Origin of the sequence: Hymenobacter lucidus (genome assembly GCF_020447265.1) — a bacterium.
GTDB lineage: Bacteria > Bacteroidota > Bacteroidia > Cytophagales > Hymenobacteraceae > Hymenobacter > Hymenobacter lucidus.
The window spans coordinates 239,092-262,906 of record NZ_JAJADR010000004.1 but is presented as its reverse complement, the minus strand read 5'-3'; the positions used below and the strand labels follow the sequence as shown (position 1 = coordinate 262,906).

Genomic DNA, 23,815 nt, shown 5'->3' with positions numbered 1-23,815 from the left:
ACCACTAAGCCGTGAGCAAGTCGGCGCTGCGCTTCACGAAAGCCGTCAGTGCCTCGCCTTTCAGCAGGCCCTGGGCCAGCAGCGCTAGGTCGAAGGCCTGGCGGGCCAGCTTCTGGCTGCCTTCGTCGTCGGCGCTGAGCACGCGCTGGGCCACGGGGTGGTTGGCATTCACGCTCACGGTGTAGCTGTCGGGCAAAGAGCCAAACATTTGCATACCACCTCCCCCACCGGCGCGCTGCATATCCTTCATGCGACGCATAAACTCGGGCACTGTGATGATAACCGGCGCATCCTGGGGCGACAAAGCCTCCACCTGCACCTGCATCTGCGGGTTGCTGATAGCCTTGCTGAACAGTTCCTGCAATTTGGTCTTGTCGTCGTCGCTTAGTACGCTTTCGGTGGTTTCGTCCTTCTCGATGAGCTTACCAATGGTGTCGGCGTCCACGCGCTTGAAGGTTACCTTCTCCAGCTTCTGCTCCAGCTGCCCGATGAAGTGGGAGTCGAGTACCGCGTCGAGCTTCAGCACGTCGTATCCGCGGTCCTGGGCAGCCACCACGAAGCTGTGCTGAGCTTCGGCATCGGTGGTGTAAAGCACCACGGTCTGCTCGTTCTTATCCTTCTGGTTGGCCTGCACAAACTCCTGGTATTCGCTCAAGGTAAAGAACTTACCGGCGGTGTTTTGCAGCAGCACAAAGTCCTTGGCCTTCTCGTAGAACTTGTCGTCGGAGAGCATGCCATACTTCACGAACAGGCCCACATCCGACCATTTTTCCTCGAAGCCCGTGCGGTCTTTGCGGTAGAGCTCGGCCAGCTTGTCGGCTACCTTCTTGGTAATGTAAGTGTTGATTTTCTTCACCGCCGCATCGGCCTGCAGGAAGCTGCGCGACACGTTCAGCGGAATATCGGGCGAGTCAATCACGCCGTGGAGCAGCATCAGGAACTCGGGCACAATGTCCTTCACCTCATCGGTAATAAACACCTGGCGTGAGTAGAGCTGGATTTTGTTGCGCGAGAATTGCAGCTCGTCCTTCACCTTGGGGAAGTACAGAATACCCGTCAGGTTGAACGGATAATCGACATTCAGATGAATCCAGAACAGCGGCGCCTCCGAAAACGGGTACAGCTCCTGGTAGAACTTCACGTAGTCCTCGTCGGTCAGCTCGGCCGGCTGCTTGGTCCAGATGGGCTGGGTCTGGTTGATGACCTCGCCCTCGAACTCGATTTCGATGGGCAGGAATTTGCAGTACTTATTGAGGATAGTGCGCAGGCGGGCCGGCTCCAAGAACTCGTCGGAATCAGCGGCTACGTGTAGCACGATGTCGGTGCCCCGGTCGGCCTTCTCAGCAGTTTCAAGCGTGAATTCGGTACTGCCGTCGCAGGTCCAGTGGGCGGCTTCGGTGCCTTCCTGGTAGCTTTTGGAGAAGATTTCGACGTTGTCGGCCACCATAAAGGCCGAGTAGAAGCCCATGCCGAACTTACCGATAATCTGGTCTTTGGTGGCCGCGTCCTGCTCCTTGTACTTCTCCACAAACTCGGAGGCGCCGGAGAAGGCAATCTGGTTGATATACTTCTTGATTTCCTCGGCCGTCATGCCCAGGCCGCGGTCCGAGATGGTGATAGTGCGGGCTTCTTTGTCCACGCTCACCTTCACTTTCAAATCGCCCAGCTCCCCTTTGAACTCACCGAGCTGACCCAGGCTTTTCAGCTTTTGGGTGGCGTCTACCGCGTTGGAAACCAGTTCCCGCAGGAAGATTTCGTGGTCGGAGTAGAGAAATTTCTTGATGATGGGGAAGATATTCTCGGTATGAATCGAGATGCTACCTTTCTCTTGCATAGCGCGTTGGCAAAAGGGTTTGAAATAAGAATCCGGACGAAACGCCAGCTTTTTACAGCGGCTTTTCGCAACCCAGCCCGTCTCAAAACCTGTTCCACGACTGCTTAGCTGTCAGTTTGGCAGCACCTGGGCTATTCCTGCCCATGATGAAGCACCACTACCAAGAATGAAAAAACCGCCCTTTATAGGGCGGCTAGAAGCCATAAAGCTATTGTCTACAATTAGAACGTATGCGAGAATCCACCCACGATAGTGCGGCCACCTAACCCACTGACAGTATTAGACTTTTTCACTTCACCGGCGTATTGCTGCTGCCATTCCAGCTCCAGTTCCGGTCCGCGCCCCGAGGAATTGGTCAGCCAATCGAGCGAGCTTGTTATATCCGAAAAAAATTGAATTTCTCCACACTCATACCGCTGCCCATCCGCCAGTACCGTCTCGATTACCAACTGGTTGTGCATGTTGGCCGGCAGGATAATAGCCACGTCCGTCACCTGCAGTTTGGCAAACCGCGGCAACCAAGTCTCGCTTAGCCAAGTTTGCTCATCAATACCCACCACCGGCATGGTAGTGGTGTCCACCAACCAGCGTCTAATTTTCTGTTTATCTGATATTTCCAGCAGATAGTAGAAAGCTGTCCGGAACTGCTCCGAGCTCATGGAGCCATGCCACTGCCAGCGCAGCAGGCGTAGGCCCTGGTCGTGATGCAGAAAAAGAGAATCCGGTTTGTTCATACTGTACTCCGGCAACCGTACTTATGATTGCCCAAAGTACAAAGATAGTTTTTTAGCACACCAATTCTATAACTTTTCGACTATAACGCCTTACTGCCTGCTTAACCTTCTTTTGCTCAAGTTCAAGACTATGCAGTTATAAAAGCATGAATAGCAGCGCATTCATGAGCTTCTCACTACACCAAGATGAATTTGAACAAAACAAAGCAACAACAAATATTCAGCAGCCAAGAATCAATATCAATTATTGTACTACCCGGTGATAATCAGTATTTACCACTGCCTGCTCAAGGACCTGTCAACCGTTCTTATCGTAATGACAGAGGAACGACAGTCACTTCGGGCGTCTTGTAGCGGAGCAGAGGCCTTTTACCCGCGCAGAATCCGATTCCTCAGCTGGTAATTAGCCTATCGTCTTAGCGGATGGTCGCAATAGGGTGCCTTGCTGCGCAGTTCATCCAAATCAGCGGGACTACTTATTTTGACGGTTCATAATTTGTTTTACCTTTGAGTCAGCTTCTGACACATTGTTGCAAATGCATACTCTCCGGTCCCGTTTAGCCATCCTGCTGCTGCTCTGCTTTACGCGGGTGCTGCTGCCGGACGCGTGGGTATTGGCCTTGCACGCGCATGAGCACACTCTTGAGGAAGCAGCACCGGCTTCGAGCACGCAGAAAGCCAAGGCCGTGTTATCGGCCAAGCACCAACACTGCGCCGTCGACCATTTCTACGATGTGCCCTTCCAGCCGGCATTGCCGCTGGAATTCACGCTGTTTACGAATTATGAGGCCCCAACTACGACGTTGGGCACTTCCGTGTGGCTGGCAGCGCGCCAGTTTACAGCCGACCTGCGCGGCCCGCCCATCCAGGCCTAACGTATCGGCCGGCCGCCGAGCCCGGCGCCGGAAGCTCCTGCTTAGCGTCTTGCTCAATAGCTAGACCGGCAATTACCTGTTACTGCCGGCTCCCGTTTGCGTACTTCTCCCCTCTTGGCAGGCCAAATCTGACCTGTGCACGGCCAGGGACGCACCGGCAAACAAACTGGGCCTATGGGCCCGCGTAGCTGCTTTGCGGCTACTCCCTCACTACATATCATGGATTTTGCATGGGCCCTGGCCCGTGCTGCACTCTCTCCGGGTTTGGTTTGGAGAAATCGGGAAGGCGTTGGCCTTTGGCCGATGCTTTCTTCCCGGTTCCCTGCATTCCCTTCAGGCATTCAGCGGCCCTGGCGCTGCTACGCTCCACTTCCTTTATGAATCATTTTCTGACCACTTCGGCTCTGCTGCTACTTACGACTGGCACACAGGCCCAAACTGTAACACCTGCCCCCAGCCGCCCCGCCCGGGCTACGGCCCTAGCACAGCCCCTGACCGGGCGTGTAGTAGATGAAACCACCAAAGAGCCGCTGCCAGGTGCTACGGTGGTGTTTCCGGATTTGAAACAGGCTACCAGCACCGGCCCCGACGGCGCTTTCCGGTTTACCAACTTACCCCGGGGCCGCTTTTTGGTGCAAATCCGGTTTGTAGGCTACAATACGGTCGTCAAAACCGTGGATACCGGCGCGGGCCAGCCGCTGGATATTACCCTGACCACGGCCACTACCGAAATCGGGCAGGTGGTAGTAACCGGCGTTTCGGCGTCCACGGAAATGCGCCGTTCCCCGGTGCCCACTACCGTAGTCGACCGGAACCAGCTCAACCAGGCGGCCGCCAGCAATGCCGTGGATGCCATTGCCCACACGCCCGGTATTTCGCAAATAACGACGGGCGCGGCCATCAGCAAGCCCGTTATTCGAGGCCTGGGCTCCAACCGCGTCATTACCCTGAACAACGGCGCAAAGCAAGAAGGCCAGCAATGGGGTGATGAGCACGGCATCGAAATCGACGAGTACGCCATCGACCGGGCCGAGATTATCAAAGGCCCCGGCAGCCTGCTCTACGGCTCCGACGGCATGGCCGGGGTGGTCAACTTTCTGGCGCCGGACCCGGTGGAGGAAGGCAAAGTACTGGCTTCGGTAGCAGCCAATTACCAGACCAACAACCGCCTGCAGGGCTATTCGGTGATGAATGCCGGCAATAAGAACGGGTTCAACTGGCTGGTGCGGGGTAGCAGCAAGCTGGCCAGCAGCTACCGGAACCGCTACGACGGCTATGTATACAACTCCGGCTTTCGGGAGCTGGACGGCAACGGCTACGTGGGGCTGAACAAAAGCTGGGGCTATTCGCACCTCACGTTCAACTCGTTCAATCAGAAGCTGGGGCTGGTGGAGGGCGACCGGGACGAAACGACTGGCCGCTTCCTGCTGCAGGCCAACGCGGGCAACGGCGTGGTAGAAAGTGTGCCCGTAGCGGATGATTACATGCGCACATACTATCTAAATGTGCCCCAGCAGCAGATAAACCACCTGCGCATTGGCTCCGACAACAGCTTTATTTTGGGCCAGAGCCGCCTGACGCTGAACGTGGGCTGGCAGCAGAACCTGCGCCGTGAGTTTGGCGACGTGCTGGCCCCCGACGACCCGTCGCTGTACTTCCAGCTGCGCACCCTCGACTACGCGGCCCGCTACTTCCTGCCCGAAATGAACGGCTGGAGCACCACCGTGGGCCTGAGCGGTATGCGCCAGGAAAACATGAACAAGGGCATTGAATTCCTGATTCCGGCTTACCGGCTGCTCGACGGCGGCATATTTGCCGTGACCAAGAAAACCTTCGGCAACCTCGACCTCAGCGGTGGCCTGCGCTACGACCTGCGCCGCATTACGGCCGACGCCCTCTACCTCGACCCCGACACGGAACAGCCCGTGACGAGCGGGGAAGGCGAAGAGAAATTTGGCGGCTTTACCAGCAACTTCCGCAACGTGTCGGGCAGTATCGGGGGCGCGTACAACGTGACGGAGAAGCTGCTGCTCAAGGCCAACGTGTCGCGGGGCTTCCGGGCGCCGAACATTGCCGAGCTGGGCTCCAATGGCATTCACGAAGGCACTATCCGCTACGAAATCGGGGACCCGGGCCTGAAGGCCGAAACCAGCCTGCAGCTCGATGGCGGTGTGAGCTACATTACCGAGCACATCAGCCTGAGCGTGGATGCTTTCCGCAACCAGATTCAGAACTACATCTTCCCCGAGCGCCGCGCCGACGAGGTGAGTGAGGATGGGGACCCGATATTCCAGTACGGGCAGGGCAATGCCCGGCTGGCCGGTGGGGAAGTCACGCTCGACATTCACCCCCACCCGCTCGATTGGCTGCACTTCGAAAACTCCTTTTCGATAGTGCGCGCCCTGCAACTCAACCAGCCCGAGGGACAGAAATATTTACCCTTCATTCCTGCCGACCGGCTGCAGTCGACGCTACGCGTGAACTTCCATAAGGCGGGCAACTCGCGCCTGGCCAACCTCTACGCCCGGGCCGGCGTGGAGCACACCTTCGCCCAAGACCGGTTCTTCTCGGCTTTCGACACCGAAACCGGTACGCCCGGCTACACGCTCGTAAACCTGGGTCTGGGCTCCGACATTACGAATGCCAAGGCCAAAACCCTGTTTTCACTCTACCTAAGCGGCAACAACATCTTCGACGTGGGCTACCAAAGCCATTTGAGCCGCCTGAAATACGCCGCCTACAACGTCAGCAACGGCCGGACCGGCGTGTTCAACATGGGCCGTAATGTGAGTTTGAAGCTGGTGGTACCGGTGGCGTTTAACTAGCCGCAGCTGGAAAGGCCCGTTCCAAAGCAACTTTCGCAACCCGACGGCGGTTGGCAGCAAGTGGTAACTTGCTGCCAACTGCTTTTTTTATTCTGTTGCACCGTATGGCTTCTTCGCACGCTCACGACCATTCCGGCCACGACCATCACCACCACGCACCGACTGAGTTTGGGCGTGCATTTGCGGTGGGCATCGTGCTGAACATTGCCTTTGTAATAGCTGAAGTCATTGGCGGGCTGTGGGCCAACTCCTCGGCCCTGCTCTCCGACGCGGGCCACAACCTGAGCGACGTACTGAGCCTAGCCTTAGCCTGGGGCGCGGCCACGCTGGCCAAGCGCCGCTCGTCGGCCCGCTATACCTACGGCTTCAAGGGCATTACCATTCAGGCCGCGCTGGTAAACGCGGCCTTGCTGTACGGGGCCCTGGGCGCTATTCTCTGGGAAACTATTGACCACCTGCGCCACCCCGAGCCGGTGAATGGCAAAATGGTAATGCTGCTGGCGGGCCTGGGCATTGTCGTCAACGGCTTCACGGCCTGGCTGTTTAGCAGCGGGCAGAAAGGCGACGTGAACGTGCGCGGGGCGTATCTGCATATGCTCACCGACGCGCTGGTTTCGGCGGGCGTGGTGGTGGGCGGTGGCCTCGTGCTCTGGACCGGCTGGCTCTGGCTCGACCCAGCTATCAGCTTCGGCATTCTGGCCCTCATTGCCTATAGCTCCTGGGGCCTGCTGCGCGAAACGGTGCAGCTCAGCCTGCAGGCCGTGCCGGCGGGTATCGACCTGGACAAGGTGCGGGCTTTCCTGCTGGCTCAGCCCGGCGTCACGGATGTGCACGACTTGCACGTGTGGCCCCTCAGCACCCAGGATACCGCCCTCACGGCCCACCTCGTGCGCCCCAGCGGCACCGCCAATGCCAACGACTTTTTGCAAAAGCTCCAGCACGACCTCGTGCACGAGTTCCAGATTGGCCACTGCACCGTCCAGATTGAGCACGACACCGCCGTAGACGGCCACCACGGCTGCTGCGACCTGGAAACGACGCTGGTTCCAACATCAGGGAAATCTGCCTAATATGCGTTGTTAATCCGCTCTTTTGCTCTTCCCCATCTTCATGGCCGTTACTACGCCTCCCACCACCCCGCCCAAAACCGCTACCCTGTTCAGCGCCATCGTCATTGTGGCGTCGCTGGGCTACTTCGTCGATATCTACGACCTGATTCTGTTTAGCATCGTGCGGGTGAAAAGCCTCAACGACCTGGGCATTACCGACGCGGCCGCCGTAACGGACCAGGGCCTGTTCCTGATCAATATGCAGATGGGCGGCATGCTGCTCGGCGGCATCCTGTGGGGAATATTGGGGGATAAGCGCGGCCGGCTGTCGGTGCTCTTCGGCTCCATTCTGCTGTATTCGGTGGCAAATCTGGCCAACGGCTTCGTGCAAACCATCGACCAGTATGCCTGGCTGCGCCTGATTGCGGGCGTGGGACTGGCCGGGGAGCTGGGGGCGGGCATCACGCTGGTTTCCGAAACCTTGCCCAAGGAAAAGCGCGGCTACGGCACCATGATTGTGGCCACCGTGGGCGTGTCGGGCGCTATGCTGGCGTACTGGGTGGGTGAGGCCCTAGGCTGGCGCAACGCCTACTTCGTGGGTGGCGGCCTGGGTCTGGCGCTGCTGGCGTTGCGGGTGGGCGTCTACGAGTCGGGTATGTTTGAGCAGGCCAAAACCTCAGAGGCGGAGCGGGGCAACTTCCTGAGCCTCTTCACCAACGGTCCGCGGCTGGCCCGCTACCTCAAGTGCCTGCTTATCGGGGTGCCGCTGTGGTTCGTGGTCGGCATCCTGATTACGCTGGCCCCCGAGTTTGGCCGGGAGCTGGGCATTACCGGACCGGTTTCGGCGGGCCTGGGCGTATTCTGGTGCTACTTCGGCCTCGTCTTCGGCGACTTTGCCAGCGGTACGCTTAGCCAGCTGCTGCGCAGCCGCAACCGGGCACTGCAGCTGTTTCTGGTACTGTGCGGTGCTTTGTGCGCGGTGTATCTGTTTGCCATTCGCGGGGCTTCGCCCACGGCTTTCTACGCCGTCTGCTTCGTGTTGGGCTTCACGGTGGGCTTCTGGGCGCTGTTCGTGACGGTGGCCGCCGAGCAGTTTGGCACCAACCTGCGCGCTACGGTGGCCACCACGGCCCCCAACTTTGCCCGTGGCTCGGTGGTGATGCTGGTGCCGCTGTTCAAAGGGCTTTCCTCGCTCCAGGTAGGCGGGCAGCCGCTGGGCATCATCGGCAGTGCCGCTATTATTGGCGTGGTGTCGTTGCTCGTAGCCTTCTGGGCAGTAAGCTCCTTACCCGAGAGCTACGGCAAAGACCTTGATTATCTGGAAGAATAACGCCGGAATTTACCACCACCGGCAGCCGAGGGCCGTTACAAGAGAAACCAGTAACCCTCCCCTCGTCATGAAAAAGTTCGTCGCCATACTTGCCTTTGCCGTGCTGTGTATCAGCTCCGCCCAGGCCCAAACCCAGACTGCGCCTACCGATACTACCCAGGCCCGGCTGCAGATGCAGCAACAGCGCACCGCCGATGCCAAAGCCACGCTGGAAGCGCAGAAAAACCAGTCCTCGGCCAGCAGCAGTGCCGTCCAGGACAGCAAGTCGCAGCTGAAGGCCCAGCAGCAGCAGATGCGCGACCAGAAGCGCCAGCTCAAAGAGCAGCAGGCTGTGGCCAAGCAGGCGCGTCAGCAGGAAAAAGCCGCCCAGCAGGCCTTGCGCGAGGAAAAGAAACGTACCCGCGCCGCTAAACAGGCCACTAAAGGCGCGTAACGGCTTTACTTCGCTTCACCAGCGCGTATAACATTGCCACACTCCGGCCCTTGGGTCGGAGTGTTTTTTATGTTCCTTGCTTCATCCTTCACTTCTTACCCCGCTTTGCTATGGCCGACCAGCCCACCAAAAACAAGCCCATGTATTACCCCTGGCACCATTTCGTGCTCGTACCCGCCGCTTTGGTGCTGGCCGGCTACGGCATCCGGCGCTATCTGAACGTGGCCGGCAACGACGATGAGATTTCCCGGCTGTGGTTTACCGTCATGCTGCTGGCCGTGGTGGGGCTGGGCGTGCTCATTATGTTGCGCCAGCACTATGCCCTGGCTTTGCAAGACCGCCTGATTCGGTTGGAGGTGCGCCAGCGCTACTTCGAGCTGACCGGTAAAAGCCTGCGGGCCTTTGAGCCCCAGCTCCAGATGAGCCAGATCCTGGCCCTGCGCTTCGCCGGTGATGGTGAACTGCCCGCGCTGGTGGCCGCTGCTGCCCAAGAAAAACTCAGCTCCAAAGACATTCAGGCCCGCATTCAGGACTTCCAGTTCGACCACCTGCGGGTGTGATGCAGCCAACTCCCGTGCCCAAAAGCGGCAATGCTTGGATTTTTCCCCCGACTTTTGTGTTAGCGTAGGCGGCTGCCGGCTTTCAGGGCCGCCGGCCTACCCACAAATCCAGGGCCTGTAGGGCCCCGAAGACCCCGTAATTCATATGATTCTCTACAACGTTACCACCAGCCTCGACCCGGAAATTGCAGAAGAGTGGCTTGCCTACATGCGCGACACGCACATGCCCGACGTAATGGCTACCGGCTTTTTCCTGAAAAGCCAGCTCTGCCGCATGCTCAACGAGGAAGACGGCGGCGTCACCTACGCCTCGCAGTACTACTGCGTGAGCCTTGAGCAGCTCGAAGAATACCAGCAGCTGGCCGCCCCGGCCCTGTTCCAGGAAATGGAAAAGCACTTTGGCGGCCGCTACGCCTCTTTCCGCACCATGCTGGAAGTAGTGGACTAATGCGCTCAGGTACTACTGTGTCTTAATGTGCTACTGCCGGCCAGGTGAGACACTAGCTCAGTTACCAAAAGGGCCGCTCCAATCAGGAGCGGCCCTTTTTTGTGTAGAAAAACTCCGGCCTGCGGTTACGAAAATCCCAAGGCTATGACGCAACCCACTAAAGCATGGACGCAGTGCTTTAAGGTTATGCCTCAATGCTCCAAGGCTTGGCCTCGATGCTCTAAGCCTCGGACGCAACCTCTCAAGACGTCGCCGCAATGCTCCAAGGCTCGGCCCCAATGCGTCAAGCCTTCGACGCAGTTCCTCAAGGCTTGGCCACAACAGACTCCCCAACTGCCGCACCAAAGCGGGTCTGGAGCAGACTAGCCGAACAAATAGTATATTTCTATTTCCAACTACTCCTCTCCCACCCCAGCTACTCCCACCCATGAGCCTGAACCCTATCGTCTTATCAATTCCGATTTACTTCACGCTCATCGGCGTTGAGCTGCTCGTTGAGCGGCTGCAGCACACCGAGCGGTACCGCTTCCACGACGCCATTACCAACATCAGCTGCGGCATGACGTCCCAGATTTCGGGCGTCCTGCTCAAAGTCGGCGTCATTGGCATGTACGAGCTGCTCTACACCCATTTTGCCCTCTTCCACATTCCCCAAACCTGGGCCTGGGGCATAGTGCTCTTCATCCTAGCCGACCTCTGCTACTACTTTGCCCACCGCTACTCTCACGAAATCAACTTCTTCTGGGGCGGCCACGTGGTGCACCACCAGAGCGAAGATTACAACCTGTCGGTAGCCCTGCGGCAAAGCTCGCTCCAGGGTTTTTTCACTTTCCTCTTTTACCTGCCGCTGGCCATTCTGGGCTTCGAAACCGAGTTTTTTGTCTACGTCTCGGCCCTCGTCACGCTCTACCAGTTCTGGATTCACACCGAGTTTATCGGTAAGCTGGGCCCGCTCGAATGGGTCTTCAACACGCCTTCTCACCACCGCGTGCACCACGGCCGCAACCCCAAGTACATCGACAAGAACTACGCGGGCACCTTTATTATCTGGGACCGGCTGTTCGGCACTTTTCAGCAGGAGGAGGAAACGCCGGTCTACGGCATCACCACGCCCGTGCGCTCCTGGAACCCGCTGTGGGTCAATTTCGGGCACTACTTCCAGATGCGCGAGCAGCTGCGCGAAACGCCCGGCACCTGGAACAAGCTGCGCGTCATGTTCGGGCGGCCCGGCTGGCGGCCTGCTTCCCTGGGCGGCCCCTACCAGATTCCGGAAGTAGATGCGGCCACCTTGCAGAAGTACACCACCAGCGCCCCCCGTACCGTCAATTTCTACGTGCTGCTCCAGTACGTGGTGCTGTTGGGCGTAGCGGCCGTGTTCATGTTCACGCAGAAAGACATGGAGCCCGCCGTGCGCTATATGGTAGCCGGCTGGTGCATGTGGACGGCCGTAGCCTGCGGGGCATTATTTGAAGCCAAACGTACCGGCTACTTGCTCGAGCCGGTGCGCCTGGCCGCTTCGCTGGCGCTTCTGCTGTTTGCCCTGCGCAGCTCCGACCTGTTTATAATGGCCGCCGCTACTGGCACCGCGTGGCTGGCATTGTCGCTGGTGTGGGCCTACTCGTTCCGCAGGGTGTTTGCTTCCACGGCTTCCACTACGGCCGCGTCGCACGCGTATGCCTGAAGCTGGTCAGCCGTCATGTTGCCGTTGAACCACTCCGGGTCGAGGTTGGCCCCGATGCGCTTGTAGAAGCCGATGGCCGGCTCGTTCCACTCCAGCACCTGCCACTTGAGGCGGTAGGCGCCCGTGCGGCGGGCCTCGGCCACCACGGCGTCAAATAGCTTCTTGCCGATGCCCGTGCCGCGGGCGGCTTCCGTCACTACCAGGTCTTCGAGGTAGAGCATCCGGCCTTTCCAGGTAGAATAGGCCGTGTAGAACAGCGCAATGCCCAGAATGCCCTGCTCGGGCGTTTCGGCCACGAAAAAGCCGAAGATGGGCTCGGGCCCGAATCCGTCGCGGTGCATATCCACCAGCGTATTGGTAACTTCCTCGGGGGCGCGCTCATAAATAGCCAGCTCCACAATAAGCTCGTGCACGCGGGCCAAATCCTCGGGCCGGCCCCGCCGGATGGTGATGGTGGTCATGGGAAGTGGGTAGGTTGGGTTGGAATCAAGAACGTCATGTTTCGCTTTGCTCGACATGACATACTATTTTGACACGCAATAAATGAAGCGAAAACACCAACGCCCATCTGCTCAGAGCTGGGCAGATGGGCGTTGGCTGGAAAGCCCGAAGGCAGAAATTACATCTGCGGCTGCATCTTTTTGATGTCCTCGATGGCGTTAGTCGAGTTTATTTCGCGGGTAGCCGGAGTTTCTACAGCAGTTTTGCCGCCCGTCGTGTCGGGCGCAGCCGGAATGGGAGGCAGCGCCTCGGTGGCTACATCATCACTGGTTTCGTAATCGGGGTTTTTGCACGAGGTAACAGACAGCGTCAGCAGCGAAGCGCCGGTCAGCAGACCGAGCAGGAACTTTTTGTTCATAGTAAGCCGAAATAAGACAGGCGTTTGGGACTTTGGGGCCGCAAGATACGAAGCGACGCTTGAAACCTACCTACGTACTTAGCGCCCCATCGGGTACGGGTTGACGCCCATGTTCTGGAAAGCAAACGACCACACGTCGGCCCACTCCTGAATCTGCAGGGCCGTGCTCTTGCCCGCACCGTGCCCGGCATTCACATCCACCCGAATCAGCTGGGGGTTGGGGCCGGCATTAGCTTCCTGCAAAGTAGCCGCAAACTTAAACGAGTGCGCGGGCACTACCCGGTCGTCGTGGTCGGCGGTGGTAATCATGGTAGCCGGGTAAGTGGTGCCGGCGCGCAGGTTGTGCAGGGGCGAGAATTTGTAGAGGTTCTTGAACTGCTCGAAGTTGTCGGAAGTACCGTACTCGGGCGCCCAGTTCCAGCCGATGGTGAACTTCTGGTAGCGCAGCATGTCCATCACGCCCACCGCCGGAAAGGCCACGTGGGCCAGCTCGGGGCGCTGCGTCATGATGGCGCCCACCAGCAGGCCGCCGTTGGAGCCGCCGGCAATGGCCAAGTGGCGTGAGTCGGTGTAGTTCTGCACCGTGAGGTACTCGGCGGCGGCAATGAAATCGTCGAACACGTTCTGCTTGTTGGGCGTCATGCCGGCCTGGTGCCAGGCTTCGCCGTATTCGCCGCCGCCGCGCAGGTTAGGAATAGCCAGAATGCCGCCGTTTTCGAGCCACAGCATGCGGGCCACGCTAAAGCCCGGCGTCAGGGAAATGTTGAAGCCGCCGTAGGCATACAGGTAGGTCGGGTTCTGGCCGTTGAGCTTCACACCCTTCTTATGCACGATGAACATCGGAATCTTCGTGCCGTCTTTGCTGGCATAGAACACCTGCGTGGTCACGTAGTCCTGCGGGTTCACATCCACTTTCGGGGCCCGGAACACGGTGCTTTGCTTCGACTCAAGGTCGTAGCGGTAGATGGTGGTGGGGTAGGCAAACGAGGTGAAGGCGTAGTACACGCTCTTCGCGTCGCGGCGGCCGCCGAAGCCCGAGGCCGTGCCAATGGCGGGCAGTTCCACGTCGTTCTGGAATTCGCCCTTCTCCGAGTACACCTTCACCTGGCTGCTGGCATCCTTGAGGTAGGTCACAATGAGGCGGCCGCCCACGTGCTCCACGTTTTCGAGCTTGTTTTCGCCTTCCTTAATTACCTCTTTCCAGTTGGCTTCCTGAGGCTTTTTGGGGTCGATGAGTACGATGCGGTAGCGCGGTGCTTTATAGTTGGTGAGCACCAGTAGCTGCCCGCCCACGTTGCCCACCACTGAGTTGTTGTACTCGTAGCTCGAAATCAGCGGGGTAAATTTGGTAGCCTGCTTGGCATCGGTCAGGTCACGCACTGCCAGACGGTTGCCGTCGGCCTTACCATCAGTGGTGTAGAGCACCAGAAACCGCTCATCCTCGGTGGTGCCCACCGTGCGGAAGCCCAGGGGCATCGTTTTGTCTTCGTACACCAGCCGGTCGGCACTCTGCGGCGTGCCCAGCTTGTGGTAGTACACTTTGTGGAACTCGTTTTTGCCCGACAGCTGGTTTTGGCCCGCTTTAGGCGCATCGTACCGGCTATAATAGAAGCCGTCCTTGGCCCAGGCCGCTCCCGACACTTTCACCCACTGCAACTCATCTTTCAGCGGCTGGCGAGTTTTAAGGTCCAGCACTTTCATCTTCTGCCAGTCGGAGCCGCCGCCCGAAGTGGCATAGGCCAGGTAGCGGTGGTCGTTGGAGAAGTAGCTGCCGGCCAGAGCCGTGGTGCCGTCTTTGGAAAACTTATTGGGGTCGAGTAGCACGTCGGGCTGGCCTTCCTGGCCGTTGGCCTGCACGTACAGCACGGCCTGGTTTTGCAGGCCGTCGTTTTTGGAGTAGTACAGATATTCGCCCTCAATCTGAGGCACTCCAAACCGCTCGTAGTTCCAGAGCTTGGTGAGGCGGTCTTTGATCTGGTCGCGGAACGGAATCTTCTCCAGGTACCCAAATGAAACCTTGTTCTGCGCCTCTACCCAAGCTTTGGTTTCGGGCGAGTCAAGGTCTTCGAGCCAGCGGTACGGGTCCGTAACGGGCGTGCCGTGGTAATCGTCGGTATGGTTGGATTTGCGGGTTTTGGGGTATTGCACGTCGAGTTGGGGCAAAGCGGCCACGGCCGTTGTGCCACGGCGGCCAGGGTTGTTGGTTTCAGCGGTAGGCACTTCCGTCACGGGCCGGCGGCCGGCTACGTCGTTGGCCGGCTGGGTCGAGCGACACGCCGCCAGGGCCGTCAGCGCCAGCAAGGGGTAGGATAATTTGCGCATACGATACAGAGCGAAGAAAGGAGGATGGGGCCGAATATAAACCCATAACCCGCAAACCGCGCAGTTTGCGGGTTTTTGTTTGGTTTTAATGCGCCCCAAAATGCTTTTCCGAAACCTGCTGGCCGCTATTCCAGGTCCTGATGATAGTTGTAGATATTATGGGCAACAAGCTCCGACTTGGTAGCGGGCCGTAAGCTGGCATTGCCAGAATATTCCTCGCCGCTCAGGTCCCAGCACCGCCCTACGCCACAGATAATAATCATGGCATCCGGCTCTGAATACCAAGCCTCCCGGGGTTGAAGCTGAATTTCCTCCGACCAGCCCGTGGTGTAAACGACCAATTGATACAAGGTATCGTTTACGGTTTCCAGAAACGGGCGCAAATCCCGTCCGGCAAACGGTGGCAGGTCTTTGCTGGCATTCCAAACCAAGGCCAAGTAATTGATTCGACGCCTGAACTCGGCTAATGAGTAGGCCGAAACCGGCAGCTCATCCACTTGCGCTTCAATAAAAAGGTGAATCCCGACGTAGTCTCGAAGTGCATTCGTGCTGTGGTGGTCAATCAGGCTCTGTATTTCCGTAGCTGCACAGTGCTGTAATTCTACCAGCATTGCCCATTCCTGCTCTGCTGGCATAGCAGCTATCCTCTCCAAGTGAGCTACTGCCTGGCATATGCGGGTTCTGAAATGCATGACTAGTTTACCGCCCCGTGCTACTGGTTATCCGCCCGATCTTAGGAATCACCTGAATCAGGAAGCGCTTGTTCTGGCCTTCCTGGGCGCCCCGGTAGCGGCCGGTACCGAAGAAGCCGCTGCCGCCGATAATGAGCTCTACGCCGCTGTCCTGGCTGAAGTCGAGGCCGTTCTGCTTCCAGAAGTTGAGCAGGTTTAGGGCCCGGCGGTAGCTGAGCTGGTAGGTGAGCTGCTCCTCGGCGCGGTTGCGGGCGTCGTTGCCGGCGTAGCGGGCGGCCATGCCTTCCACAATGACGAGGTAGCGCACCGGCTGCTCGGTTTTGATGGTTTTGAGCACCGAGCGCAGCGTACGGCCCGCCTGTAGCAAGGCCGGTTTGTAGGCGTCCTGAATTTCGTCGCGGCCGGCCTTGAACTGCACCGGCACCAGCAGCTCATGCCGCTCCAGCGCCGGGTCGTACTTGAAGTAGCGGCCTTCGAGGCGCTTGAGTGAGTTGCGGATCTTGGTAATCTGCTCCAGCTCCTCGGCCTTGGCCTTCAGCTCTCCGTTGGCCTGCTTGAGCTCGTGCTCCCGGTCTTTGAACAGCTTGAAGCTGTAGACGAACAAGACCAGCATCACCACGAAGAGCGACGTCATCAGGTCCACGTAGCTGGGCCAGAAAAAGTCGTTGGAAGAGCGGTTTTGCGGGTCGTTCATGATGTCAGTAGCGCGAACTGTGTAGTTCGCGTAAATGAACGATAATCGTTCTGGTGATAGTTCTGGAGCGCGAACTACAAAGTTCGCGCTACTTTACTGCGGCTTCACGCCGCCAAACAAGCTGTCCATAAACCGCTGAAACCGGTTCTTGGACGTGGCCTTCACCAGCACCGTGTTCAGGTTGGCTAGTTCGGAAAGCAGCTTGGCCTGAATCTGGGAGTCCAGCTCGATTTTGCGCAGCAGCTCGCGCTGGGTGGCCGTTACGTCGCGGCTGAGCACGTCCTGCTGGGCGTTGAGGTTCTTGAAGGGCTCCAGATACTGGCGGATTCGGTCGAAAACGTTATCCTTGTTGAGCTCCTGGAAGTGCTGGCTCCACTTTTCGTAGGCCTGCTGAGCATCCCGCTCGTGGAAGCTCAGGCGCTGCTGCATCAAATCGGTGAGGCGGCCGGTGGCTTCGTCGAAATACTGCTCGGTGCGGGCCGCCACGTTGCTCATTTCCTTCTGGTGGCGCTGGAAAAAGTCGAGCTGGGCCTGCACCAGGTTGTCGTGCTGGCCAATATACTGGCCCACGTTGTTGATGCCCCGCTCGAAGCCCACGAGCCGATCCAGGATGCTGCTCACGGCCTGGGCGGTGGCGGTGCCATCCTCTAACATCTCATTGAGCCGCTGCTGGTAGCCGATAAACTGCTGGAACATCTCGGCCGACTGACTCACCTTCTCAAACACGGCCACGTTGGCGTTGGCCATCTTATCGAACCCGATTTCGTTGAGGCGCATCAGGAAGTCACGCTGCACTTTCACGTTTTCGGTGAGCGTGCCGATGACGGGCTCAAAGATGGTGACCTTGCTGACGAAATCCTGGTTGAAAGCATCCAGCACGGCTTTCAGGTTCGACAGGCTGCCGGCCATATCCGAGTGCAGAATCGGCAGCAGGCGGGCCTGCAAAAAGGTGTAGTAGTTGTTCTGGGCCTGGTCGAGCTTCTGGTGGGCGTTGCGCACGAGGCCGTTGCCGAGCAGCGTGAGCAGCAAGCCTACGAAGGAGCCGGTCATGGCAATGAGTACGCCAGTCAGGAAGGGCGTCAGGGCCTCATCGTCCGACACGCCGTTGCGGGCAATGCCCACGAGGCCCAGAATAACGCCCAGAAACGTACCGAGCAAGCCCAGATAGAGCGGAGTGGCCACGTTGGCCTGCACCGCGTTTTCCATCACCTGGCTTTGCCGCTCCGAAATGTCTTTCAGAATGCTGAAGTCGGCCGCGCCCTTGTTATAGCGCAGGTAGCCGTTGGTGTCGTCGATGATTTCGCGGAAACCCTCCGATACGGTATCGGCTTTGATGATATCGACCAGAAAGGAGCCCTCCGGCGCGTCGGCGGCATAGTCGGGCAGGTCGATGCCGGCGGGCGTTACGAGGCGGCGCTCCACGCGCAGCGCGTCGCGGGCCGGATACAGTTGGCTGAGCCGCAGAGCCTGGGCGCGGGTCTGGAGAAAGGCACGAATCTGCAGACCGACTACAATGGCAACGACAACGACTTCGAGAATTATTTCGAGCATGAAACTTCAAACGGGAACGAAGCACAAAGGTCAGCGCAAATACGCTGACCTGGGAGTGAAGATGCAAAAAAGCACGTCATGCTGAGCTTGCCGAAGTATCTCTACTACTTCATTGCATTACCATCAACTGGCATTGCGGGATAGATGCCTCGGCAAGTTCAGCATGACGCTCTATAATGGGGGTTGATTCTACTCAAAGTGAATAGCCGCCTTCTGCTCGATCTGCCAGGCGCCGTTGCTCTTAATCAGCGTACCGTCCTTATCCGTCACGATGCGGGAAACGGGGCCGCTAGGCTGCTGGTAAGCGCAGGCTTCACGCAACGAATACTGGGCGCTCTGGATGGCATAGGCGTGCACCCCCACGTTGGAAGTCACCCGGAACGTGGCCCGCTCGGGCACGCGCGGGTCAGGCGTTATTTCGTAGATGCTGTCGTGCTGGGGCTGGTCCTGCAAGTCGTAGTCGCTGAACCCGCCGTTGACGGGTACTTTCACATAATAACGCATCGGCTGGGGCGCGGCAGGCTGTGGTACTGCCGGCTGAGGCACGGGCGGCACCTCAGCCGTAGCGGCCGACCAATCGGTGGCGGGCAGCTGCACCGGCGGAATCAGGCTGTCGAATTCGTCGCGGGGTGTGCTGGCAGGCGGGCCAGCTGGTACTACTGGCGGCAGTGGAGCGGCTTCCTGCAGCGAAACCGGGGCGGCTACGGGACGCACCACTGGCGGCACGGGTGCCGGGGCCTGAGCTACCGGCGGGGACTGAGGTTGCGGAGTGGGAACTGCTACTGGCGGAGCCTGCCGCGGTGGATTGCTTTGCTGTTGATTGCTCTGATTGCGCTGCTGCTGTTGCGGCTGCTTACCCTGGCTCTGACTTTGCGGCTGCCCGCTACCCTGCCGCTTGCTTAGCTCCTCGGCCACGCGCTGCTGCACCAGCTTCTCAATGTCACGCTGCAGCTCCGGCGTCAGGCGCAAGGCGGCTCCGGAGGCTGTGCCGGTAGCCGGACTGCTTTGCAAGGAGGCTATTTCCTCCCGGCGCTTGTCGATACGGCTGCTGAGTTCCTTCTGAAACTTGCCTAGGCTGCTGCGCAGCATCACGTAGAGAAAGATGCTCAGCAGAGACAGGATGAGGGCTAGCGGGGCGAAAAACTTGCTCATCAGGCTTTCACTGCTGGCAGCACGGGGTGCGGTGGTAGTTGCTTCCGCTGCGCCTTGGCCCACACCCGCATCAGTAGCGGCCAATGCAGCTTCATCAGCTACTGAGGTGTCTTCTGTTTCTTCTTGACCGGCGGTTACGTCGTTGTTCAGGTCGGCGGGTGGCGTGCCATTACTCAGGTAGGTAGCCAGTTGGCTTTTCAGCGTGTTGAGCTTAGCCATGCGGGCGGCATCGGCCTTGCGCGCCGGCGACGCCTGCAGCTTGTTGATGATTTCCGTGGTTAGCTTTTGCAACCGCGAAGCATCAGAGCCCAGCCCCTTGTACATCGTGCCTTTGCCTTCGAGCGGCTGATACAGCATGCTATACACCTTCTGGCTGTCGGCCTTGATGCTGCTCACAAACTCCGACAACGTCCCGTCGCAGTTCAGGCCGCTTTTTAGATTGGGGCGGTTGTTGTCGTCGTACACGTAGCGCACCGTAGCGCACCAGATCTGCACCTTCTGCTCATCGAGCGTGGGTTGGCCGAGGGGCGTTTGGGCGTGCGTAGCCGTCGAAGACAACAGCCCGGCAAGCAGCAAGGCGCAGGAAAGAAGGAAACGATTCATGGGCAGGAATGTCGGCATGCAGTGGCGCGGCTATTGGCAGTCAGCTAGTAGTTGATTGAAAGTCACAAGCGAATCTTCTTCTATTGCTGCCAGGTTTTTATTGAAGGTTGCTCTGGTAAATGGGCCCAGCATTTTCCGTCGGATATCTCCCTGGACGTTGTTGTATATGCCCGTTTCCATTTCATCATGTTGGATGCTTTTCAGCGGAATGATGTAGTACCCAGCGCATGACTTAATAATGACAACCCGCTCGTTGTAACCAGCAGCCGCTACTCTGCTTTGAATCAAAGAAGACCCGAACTCACCCTGGTTGTCATAATACAGGTGATAGTCATTGGCGTCGTCATCAGCCCGAAGCCAGTAATTACCGGCTATATTTTTCTCGCTCCGGTCTGCACCCCAAAAGCAGGAATTTAAAGGCAGCAGGCTGGTGAGCACAATAAGTCCGCAACGGGAAAGAGTCATAAAGCGAGCAAGAGACAAGGACGCTGGTTGCCGTTGTTTACTGCGGCTGTCATGCTGAGCACTCTACGCTTCAAGCATAGTCCGAGGAATCTGGCGTGCTGACGTTGAGTTATTAATCATACATCAGCCCGCCAGATTCCTCAGCTTCGCTCGGAATGACGTTTTGGGTTGCTATTACCTACTACCCGTTCGTCATCAGCTCCCGGCTCAGGTTGTAGAGAGCCTGCTTGAGCGGGTAAAAGAACAGCGTTTCGGGTAGGGTTTCGCCCTGACCCAGGTTGCGGCCAATCTGGTGCAGACCCAGGTTGAGGCTGTCCTCGATTTCGCGCAGCAGCATTTCCTTGATGCGGGTGCGGTCCACGTCCACGCCGACTTCGCGCATAAGCGGGGCCACATCGTCGTTGTCGAGCACGATTTCCAGGAAGCGCCGGGTGTTGTCGATAACGCTCTGCTTAAGGTCGGCATCCACCTGGGGCATTTTCAGGCGGGCTGTGTCGATGTCCTGGCCTTCGGTGGCGCCGTTGAGCTTCACGGTCCGGATCTGGTCGAAGTCGGCGGCGCTGGTGGCGCTTTCCTCGAACAATACGCCGCCGTTGGTGGTGGCTTCCTTGGGGTTGTCGGCCAGAATTACGCGGAAGTTCTGGGGCGCTTCCTGGCCCGTAGCAGCCTTGAATACGGCTTTGCTGATCTTTTCAATGGCCGCCATGCTGGCTCCGCCGCTGAGCAGGCGTAGGTACAAGCTGCCCTTACCCGAGAAGCAGAGGTAGCGCGGGGGCTTGAGGCCGAGGTGCTGCACAAGCTGGGCCACGTGGTAGACGATGGCCGTGTAGTGGAGGTAGAACAGCACCCGTAGCTGCCGCCCCTTGCCCAGGCCGAGGCTCTGGGTGAAGCGCAGCGCGTCGTTGTACGTAAACAGCAGGCTGGTCACGTCGGCCGAGCCGAAGTCGGGGTTTTGCAGCGCGGCGCGCAGGTAGCCCTTGTACTCCTGGTTTTCCTCCGAATCAGGCAGGCTTTCCACGTACTGCACGCCGAGGCGAAGCAGGCCGTTCTGCTTGGGCGCGCCCTGCACCCGGGCGTAGCCGTCGCCCCACAGGTCGTCGCCGGCAAAGCGGAACGACGAGCTGAAGGCGGGCTTCTGCTCGGCGAAAATCAGCAGGTCGGTGGTACCGCCGCCGATGTCGATGTTGATGACGTTTTCGTCGCGGTTGGGCACCACCTGGTTCGTGGCCGTGAGGTAGTAATACGGCGCCACCGACTCCGAAATGCACTGGGTGGGGCGGCGGGCCCGGAAAATCTGCTGGAAGGCCTCGTCCCAGACCTGCTGGAACTGGTTGCGCAGGAACATATCGAAGCTCAGCGGGGCAAACCACACCACGCGGGTGTCTTCCAGAATGCCACCCTGCATGGCCGCCTTGTGCTTCATCAGCAGCAGAATTTCCTTGAAGAAGGCCGCAATGCGGTTTACGCCCTGGGGGTCCAGCTCAGCGCTCCACTTCAGGTTGGTCACGAAGCGGTTCTGGGGCGGCTGCCCGGTTTCGGTGTTGATGCTGAAGCCGATGTTGATGTTGCTGAGCACTTTGCTCGGCTCGTTGGCGTAGGAGTTCGTTTCGCACACGGCCGTCCGAATCGGGAATTCATACACCGAGCCGGCTTCGCCGATGATGCTGGGCACGAATTCGCGGTTCTGAATCAGCGGAATGTCGAACAGCTGGCCGGGGCCGCGCATGTAGCGCTGGTAGGCCGAGTAGCCGGTGTCGGGCAGCGGGGCATTAAGCAGCTCCATCTGCAGGTCGTTTTCGCCGATGGTGAACGGGCGCGGGTGAGCGGAAGGGCCGTCGGCGTAGGCCACGTGGGTGTTGCTGGTACCGAAGTCGACGGCGAAGGTGAAGCGGCGAGTGCCGCGGTCCAGCTCCCGCCAGCGCGGCACGATGAGGCCCCGGGCCGGGGGTGCGCCGTGGAAAGCGGGCGGGCAGGTCAGCTCGGCGAGGTCGAAGTGGGTGCCGGTGATTTCGTAGTAGGTGCTGCCGGCCGTCGACACGCTTTTCTGGGTGCGCTCAAACTTAGTGGCTTTTTTGGCCGCGCCCTGGTCGGTGAGCCGCTCCCCGTTCACGAAGAAGGTGAGGTCGTAGCGGCGCTGCAGCATAGTGGGCGAGTTGTCGGCATCCACGAGCATGACCTTGTAGAAGTCGTTGTACTCGGGCTGGGCGCGCATCTTGTAGAATGGGAACACGCCCATTCCGATATTGGCCTTCACAATGCGGCCCTTCTCGGGAATCTCCCGGCCCTGCGCATCCTTGGGGTTCTGGGGGTTCTGGTAGTAGCTCCGCTCGAAGGTGATAAAGCGGCCGCCCTGCACCGGAATCCGCAGCGCGATGCGCACGTGGTTCAAATCGATGGTGAAGGTGAGCAGCTCGGCCAAGTCGTGGTCGGAGAAGTACTCGAAGAAGGTCTGGCGCAAGGGCAGCAGGTACGGAAACCGCGCCCGGCCTTGCGTATCAGCCCCGTACTGGAACGTGACCTTGCCGGTGTGAAAGCGCTGGGCGTTCAGCTCGTAGGGCAGCTCCACCAGGGCATCTTCCAGGAAGTCGCCGACGGTCAGGTACGGATACTTGAAGCCTTTGCCGGGCAGCACGCGGTTTTCCAAAGTCAACTCGTCGGCGTAGGGCACCGGCGTACGGTCGTCCCAGGGCTGGCCGTTGAGGTAGTTGGCGCCCTGCATGGTCAGGTTGGGGCGCAGCACCAGCGGCGTAGGCCGACTCTGGTTGGTCTGCCGCGTCGGCGCAATAAACAGGTCCGAGCTGGTCACGGCCGACTGGTCGGCGCGGCTGGGCAGGGGCACGTGCTTTACGCTGGCCAAGTTGCCCTGGAAGTCGGCAATGGCGGGGTACTTGGTGGCAAACTGCTGGGCCGTGTGGTCGCCCCGCATCTGCATCTGGTTGATGAGGTTGCGGTCCAGACCGGCAAACACGCTGCCGGCAAAGTCGCGGCGCTGCAGCTGCGGGTAGGCCAGGAACAGCTCGTAGACAAACTCCCGGAAGGCCGGCGAACGGTCTTCGAGCAGCACGACCTGGTTGTCGAAGTAGTGGCCGCGGGCCTGGGCGCGCTCCAAGTCGAGCTGACGCACCGCGGGGGCCGTGAACAGCATCGTCAAGGGCGAGGTGCCGCCGAGCAGCTGGGGCCCGCCGGGCAGGTTTGGCGACTCGTAGAAGACGAGGTACATGTCCGAGAAGTCGCGAAACCGGTCGTCCTGCAAAAACAAACGTAGGGTTTCGCCCAGCAGGCGGGTGCCTTCGTCCGACTGCATCTTGCGCAGCTCCGACTCCACGTTCCAGCGGCGCAGCGTGATTTTGCGGCCGGCCTGGGTGTAGAGGTTATAGTTGTAGAGGATTTCAAACAAATCCCAGAAGTGCGACACCAGCTCATGGTACACCGAGCCGGGGTTGCGCTGTCCTTCCCGAGCCAGGAAGTCGAAGGCCGTTTCAAAGAGGTGCATCCGCGCAAAGGGCGTCGGGATGCTGACCGCCACGTTCTTAGCCCGCCCGCCCGTGGGGTCGGTTACGGTATTGATTTCGGTGCTGGTGATGGGAGCAGTTTTCTGCCAGCCCTGCACCTGCTGGGAACCGTTGTTATGAAGACGAAGAACTTTGGGCATTGCGTGGACCCCACCCCCGGCCCCTCCCCTCCGGGAGAGGGGAGCCAGACGAAGGC

19 protein-coding genes are annotated in these 23,815 nt (G+C 59.1%); 8 read left to right on the top strand and 11 right to left on the bottom strand.

Annotated features, from left to right (window positions below):
* Positions 1–4 precede the first annotated feature (4 nt).
* Together htpG and LGH74_RS15195 are read right to left on the bottom strand one after the other, a co-directional pair.
* Complete coding sequence (htpG, locus tag LGH74_RS15200) at positions 5–1,834, bottom strand: molecular chaperone HtpG (RefSeq protein WP_226176965.1); 1,830 nt, start codon at positions 1,832–1,834, stop codon at positions 5–7.
* Between the two features lie 221 nt (positions 1,835–2,055).
* Positions 2,056–2,568 (bottom strand): hypothetical protein, encoded by a 513-nt coding sequence (locus tag LGH74_RS15195; RefSeq protein WP_226176964.1) that lies wholly within the window; start codon positions 2,566–2,568, stop codon positions 2,056–2,058.
* A 536-nt stretch (positions 2,569–3,104) separates the two neighbouring features.
* On the opposite strand from LGH74_RS15195, the gene LGH74_RS15190 reads away from it, so the two are divergent.
* From LGH74_RS15190 to LGH74_RS15155, 8 genes are all read left to right on the top strand, one after another.
* On the top strand, positions 3,105–3,443 hold the full coding sequence (locus LGH74_RS15190) for a hypothetical protein (protein WP_226176963.1): 339 nt from the start codon (positions 3,105–3,107) through the stop codon (positions 3,441–3,443).
* Between the two features lie 377 nt (positions 3,444–3,820).
* Positions 3,821–6,268, top strand: a complete 2,448-nt coding sequence (locus tag LGH74_RS15185; RefSeq protein ID WP_226176962.1) for a TonB-dependent receptor — start codon at positions 3,821–3,823, stop codon at positions 6,266–6,268.
* A gap of 104 nt (positions 6,269–6,372) precedes the next feature.
* The gene (locus LGH74_RS15180) at positions 6,373–7,338 is read left to right on the top strand and encodes a cation diffusion facilitator family transporter (protein WP_226176960.1); all 966 of its coding nucleotides are present in this window, start codon (positions 6,373–6,375) and stop codon (positions 7,336–7,338) included.
* A gap of 40 nt (positions 7,339–7,378) precedes the next feature.
* A complete protein-coding gene (locus tag LGH74_RS15175; protein WP_226176959.1) occupies positions 7,379–8,647 on the top strand; it encodes an MFS transporter in 1,269 nt (422 codons plus the stop codon).
* A 67-nt stretch (positions 8,648–8,714) separates the two neighbouring features.
* Positions 8,715–9,080 carry a hypothetical protein gene (locus LGH74_RS15170; protein WP_226176958.1) on the top strand — a complete coding sequence of 122 codons (366 nt, stop codon included), beginning with the start codon at positions 8,715–8,717 and terminating at the stop codon, positions 9,078–9,080.
* A gap of 110 nt (positions 9,081–9,190) precedes the next feature.
* Positions 9,191–9,640 carry a DUF6526 family protein gene (locus LGH74_RS15165; RefSeq protein ID WP_226176957.1) on the top strand — a complete coding sequence of 150 codons (450 nt, stop codon included), beginning with the start codon at positions 9,191–9,193 and terminating at the stop codon, positions 9,638–9,640.
* A 145-nt stretch (positions 9,641–9,785) separates the two neighbouring features.
* Complete coding sequence (locus LGH74_RS15160) at positions 9,786–10,088, top strand: DUF4286 family protein (RefSeq protein ID WP_226176956.1); 303 nt, start codon at positions 9,786–9,788, stop codon at positions 10,086–10,088.
* A 427-nt stretch (positions 10,089–10,515) separates the two neighbouring features.
* Positions 10,516–11,769: a sterol desaturase family protein gene (locus LGH74_RS15155; protein WP_226176955.1), complete on the top strand. Its 1,254-nt coding sequence runs from the start codon at positions 10,516–10,518 to the stop codon at positions 11,767–11,769.
* Here LGH74_RS15155 and LGH74_RS15150 read toward each other — a convergent pair.
* The 9 genes from LGH74_RS15150 to LGH74_RS15110 all read right to left on the bottom strand — a co-directional run bounded on the left by LGH74_RS15150 (position 11,703) and on the right by LGH74_RS15110 (position 23,759).
* On the bottom strand, positions 11,703–12,230 hold the full coding sequence (locus LGH74_RS15150) for a GNAT family N-acetyltransferase (RefSeq protein ID WP_226176953.1): 528 nt from the start codon (positions 12,228–12,230) through the stop codon (positions 11,703–11,705). The two genes, LGH74_RS15155 and LGH74_RS15150, sit on opposite strands and share 67 nt — an antisense overlap.
* Positions 12,231–12,388: 158 nt before the next feature.
* Positions 12,389–12,628, bottom strand: a complete 240-nt coding sequence (locus tag LGH74_RS15145) for a hypothetical protein (protein WP_226176951.1) — start codon at positions 12,626–12,628, stop codon at positions 12,389–12,391.
* A gap of 78 nt (positions 12,629–12,706) precedes the next feature.
* Entirely contained in the window at positions 12,707–14,950 is a 2,244-nt protein-coding gene (locus LGH74_RS15140) for a prolyl oligopeptidase family serine peptidase (protein ID WP_226176949.1), read from the bottom strand.
* 125 nt (positions 14,951–15,075) lie between these two features.
* Positions 15,076–15,585 carry a hypothetical protein gene (locus tag LGH74_RS15135; RefSeq protein WP_226176948.1) on the bottom strand — a complete coding sequence of 170 codons (510 nt, stop codon included), beginning with the start codon at positions 15,583–15,585 and terminating at the stop codon, positions 15,076–15,078.
* 64 nt (positions 15,586–15,649) lie between these two features.
* Positions 15,650–16,336, bottom strand: coding sequence for a hypothetical protein (locus tag LGH74_RS15130; RefSeq protein ID WP_226176946.1), 687 nt, complete (start codon positions 16,334–16,336; stop codon positions 15,650–15,652).
* Positions 16,337–16,429: 93 nt separating this feature from the next.
* Entirely contained in the window at positions 16,430–17,887 is a 1,458-nt protein-coding gene (locus LGH74_RS15125) for a hypothetical protein (protein WP_226176945.1), read from the bottom strand.
* A 189-nt stretch (positions 17,888–18,076) separates the two neighbouring features.
* Complete coding sequence (locus LGH74_RS15120; RefSeq protein ID WP_226176944.1) at positions 18,077–19,642, bottom strand: hypothetical protein; 1,566 nt, start codon at positions 19,640–19,642, stop codon at positions 18,077–18,079.
* 30 nt (positions 19,643–19,672) lie between these two features.
* A complete protein-coding gene (locus tag LGH74_RS15115) occupies positions 19,673–20,107 on the bottom strand; it encodes a hypothetical protein (protein WP_226176943.1) in 435 nt (144 codons plus the stop codon).
* A gap of 181 nt (positions 20,108–20,288) precedes the next feature.
* On the bottom strand, positions 20,289–23,759 hold the full coding sequence (locus LGH74_RS15110) for a hypothetical protein (protein WP_226176942.1): 3,471 nt from the start codon (positions 23,757–23,759) through the stop codon (positions 20,289–20,291).
* Between the last annotated feature and the right edge of the window lie 56 nt (positions 23,760–23,815).

Excerpts from the sequence above, each read along its gene's own strand:
- htpG (WP_226176965.1), bottom strand. The coding sequence starts at position 1,834 with ATGCAAGAGAAAGGTAGCATCTCGATTCATACCGAGAATATCTTCCCC.
- LGH74_RS15195 (WP_226176964.1), bottom strand. The coding sequence starts at position 2,568 with ATGAACAAACCGGATTCTCTTTTTCTGCATCACGACCAGGGCCTACGC.
- LGH74_RS15190 (WP_226176963.1), top strand. The coding sequence starts at position 3,105 with ATGCATACTCTCCGGTCCCGTTTAGCCATCCTGCTGCTGCTCTGCTTT.
- LGH74_RS15185 (WP_226176962.1), top strand. The coding sequence starts at position 3,821 with ATGAATCATTTTCTGACCACTTCGGCTCTGCTGCTACTTACGACTGGC.
- LGH74_RS15180 (WP_226176960.1), top strand. The coding sequence starts at position 6,373 with ATGGCTTCTTCGCACGCTCACGACCATTCCGGCCACGACCATCACCAC.
- LGH74_RS15175 (WP_226176959.1), top strand. The coding sequence starts at position 7,379 with ATGGCCGTTACTACGCCTCCCACCACCCCGCCCAAAACCGCTACCCTG.
- LGH74_RS15170 (WP_226176958.1), top strand. The coding sequence starts at position 8,715 with ATGAAAAAGTTCGTCGCCATACTTGCCTTTGCCGTGCTGTGTATCAGC.
- LGH74_RS15165 (WP_226176957.1), top strand. The coding sequence starts at position 9,191 with ATGGCCGACCAGCCCACCAAAAACAAGCCCATGTATTACCCCTGGCAC.
- LGH74_RS15160 (WP_226176956.1), top strand. The coding sequence starts at position 9,786 with ATGATTCTCTACAACGTTACCACCAGCCTCGACCCGGAAATTGCAGAA.
- LGH74_RS15155 (WP_226176955.1), top strand. The coding sequence starts at position 10,516 with ATGAGCCTGAACCCTATCGTCTTATCAATTCCGATTTACTTCACGCTC.
- LGH74_RS15150 (WP_226176953.1), bottom strand. The coding sequence starts at position 12,230 with ATGACCACCATCACCATCCGGCGGGGCCGGCCCGAGGATTTGGCCCGC.
- LGH74_RS15145 (WP_226176951.1), bottom strand. The coding sequence starts at position 12,628 with ATGAACAAAAAGTTCCTGCTCGGTCTGCTGACCGGCGCTTCGCTGCTG.
- LGH74_RS15140 (WP_226176949.1), bottom strand. The coding sequence starts at position 14,950 with ATGCGCAAATTATCCTACCCCTTGCTGGCGCTGACGGCCCTGGCGGCG.
- LGH74_RS15135 (WP_226176948.1), bottom strand. The coding sequence starts at position 15,585 with ATGCCAGCAGAGCAGGAATGGGCAATGCTGGTAGAATTACAGCACTGT.
- LGH74_RS15130 (WP_226176946.1), bottom strand. The coding sequence starts at position 16,336 with ATGAACGACCCGCAAAACCGCTCTTCCAACGACTTTTTCTGGCCCAGC.
- LGH74_RS15125 (WP_226176945.1), bottom strand. The coding sequence starts at position 17,887 with ATGCTCGAAATAATTCTCGAAGTCGTTGTCGTTGCCATTGTAGTCGGT.
- LGH74_RS15120 (WP_226176944.1), bottom strand. The coding sequence starts at position 19,642 with ATGAATCGTTTCCTTCTTTCCTGCGCCTTGCTGCTTGCCGGGCTGTTG.
- LGH74_RS15115 (WP_226176943.1), bottom strand. The coding sequence starts at position 20,107 with ATGACTCTTTCCCGTTGCGGACTTATTGTGCTCACCAGCCTGCTGCCT.
- LGH74_RS15110 (WP_226176942.1), bottom strand. The coding sequence starts at position 23,759 with ATGCCCAAAGTTCTTCGTCTTCATAACAACGGTTCCCAGCAGGTGCAG.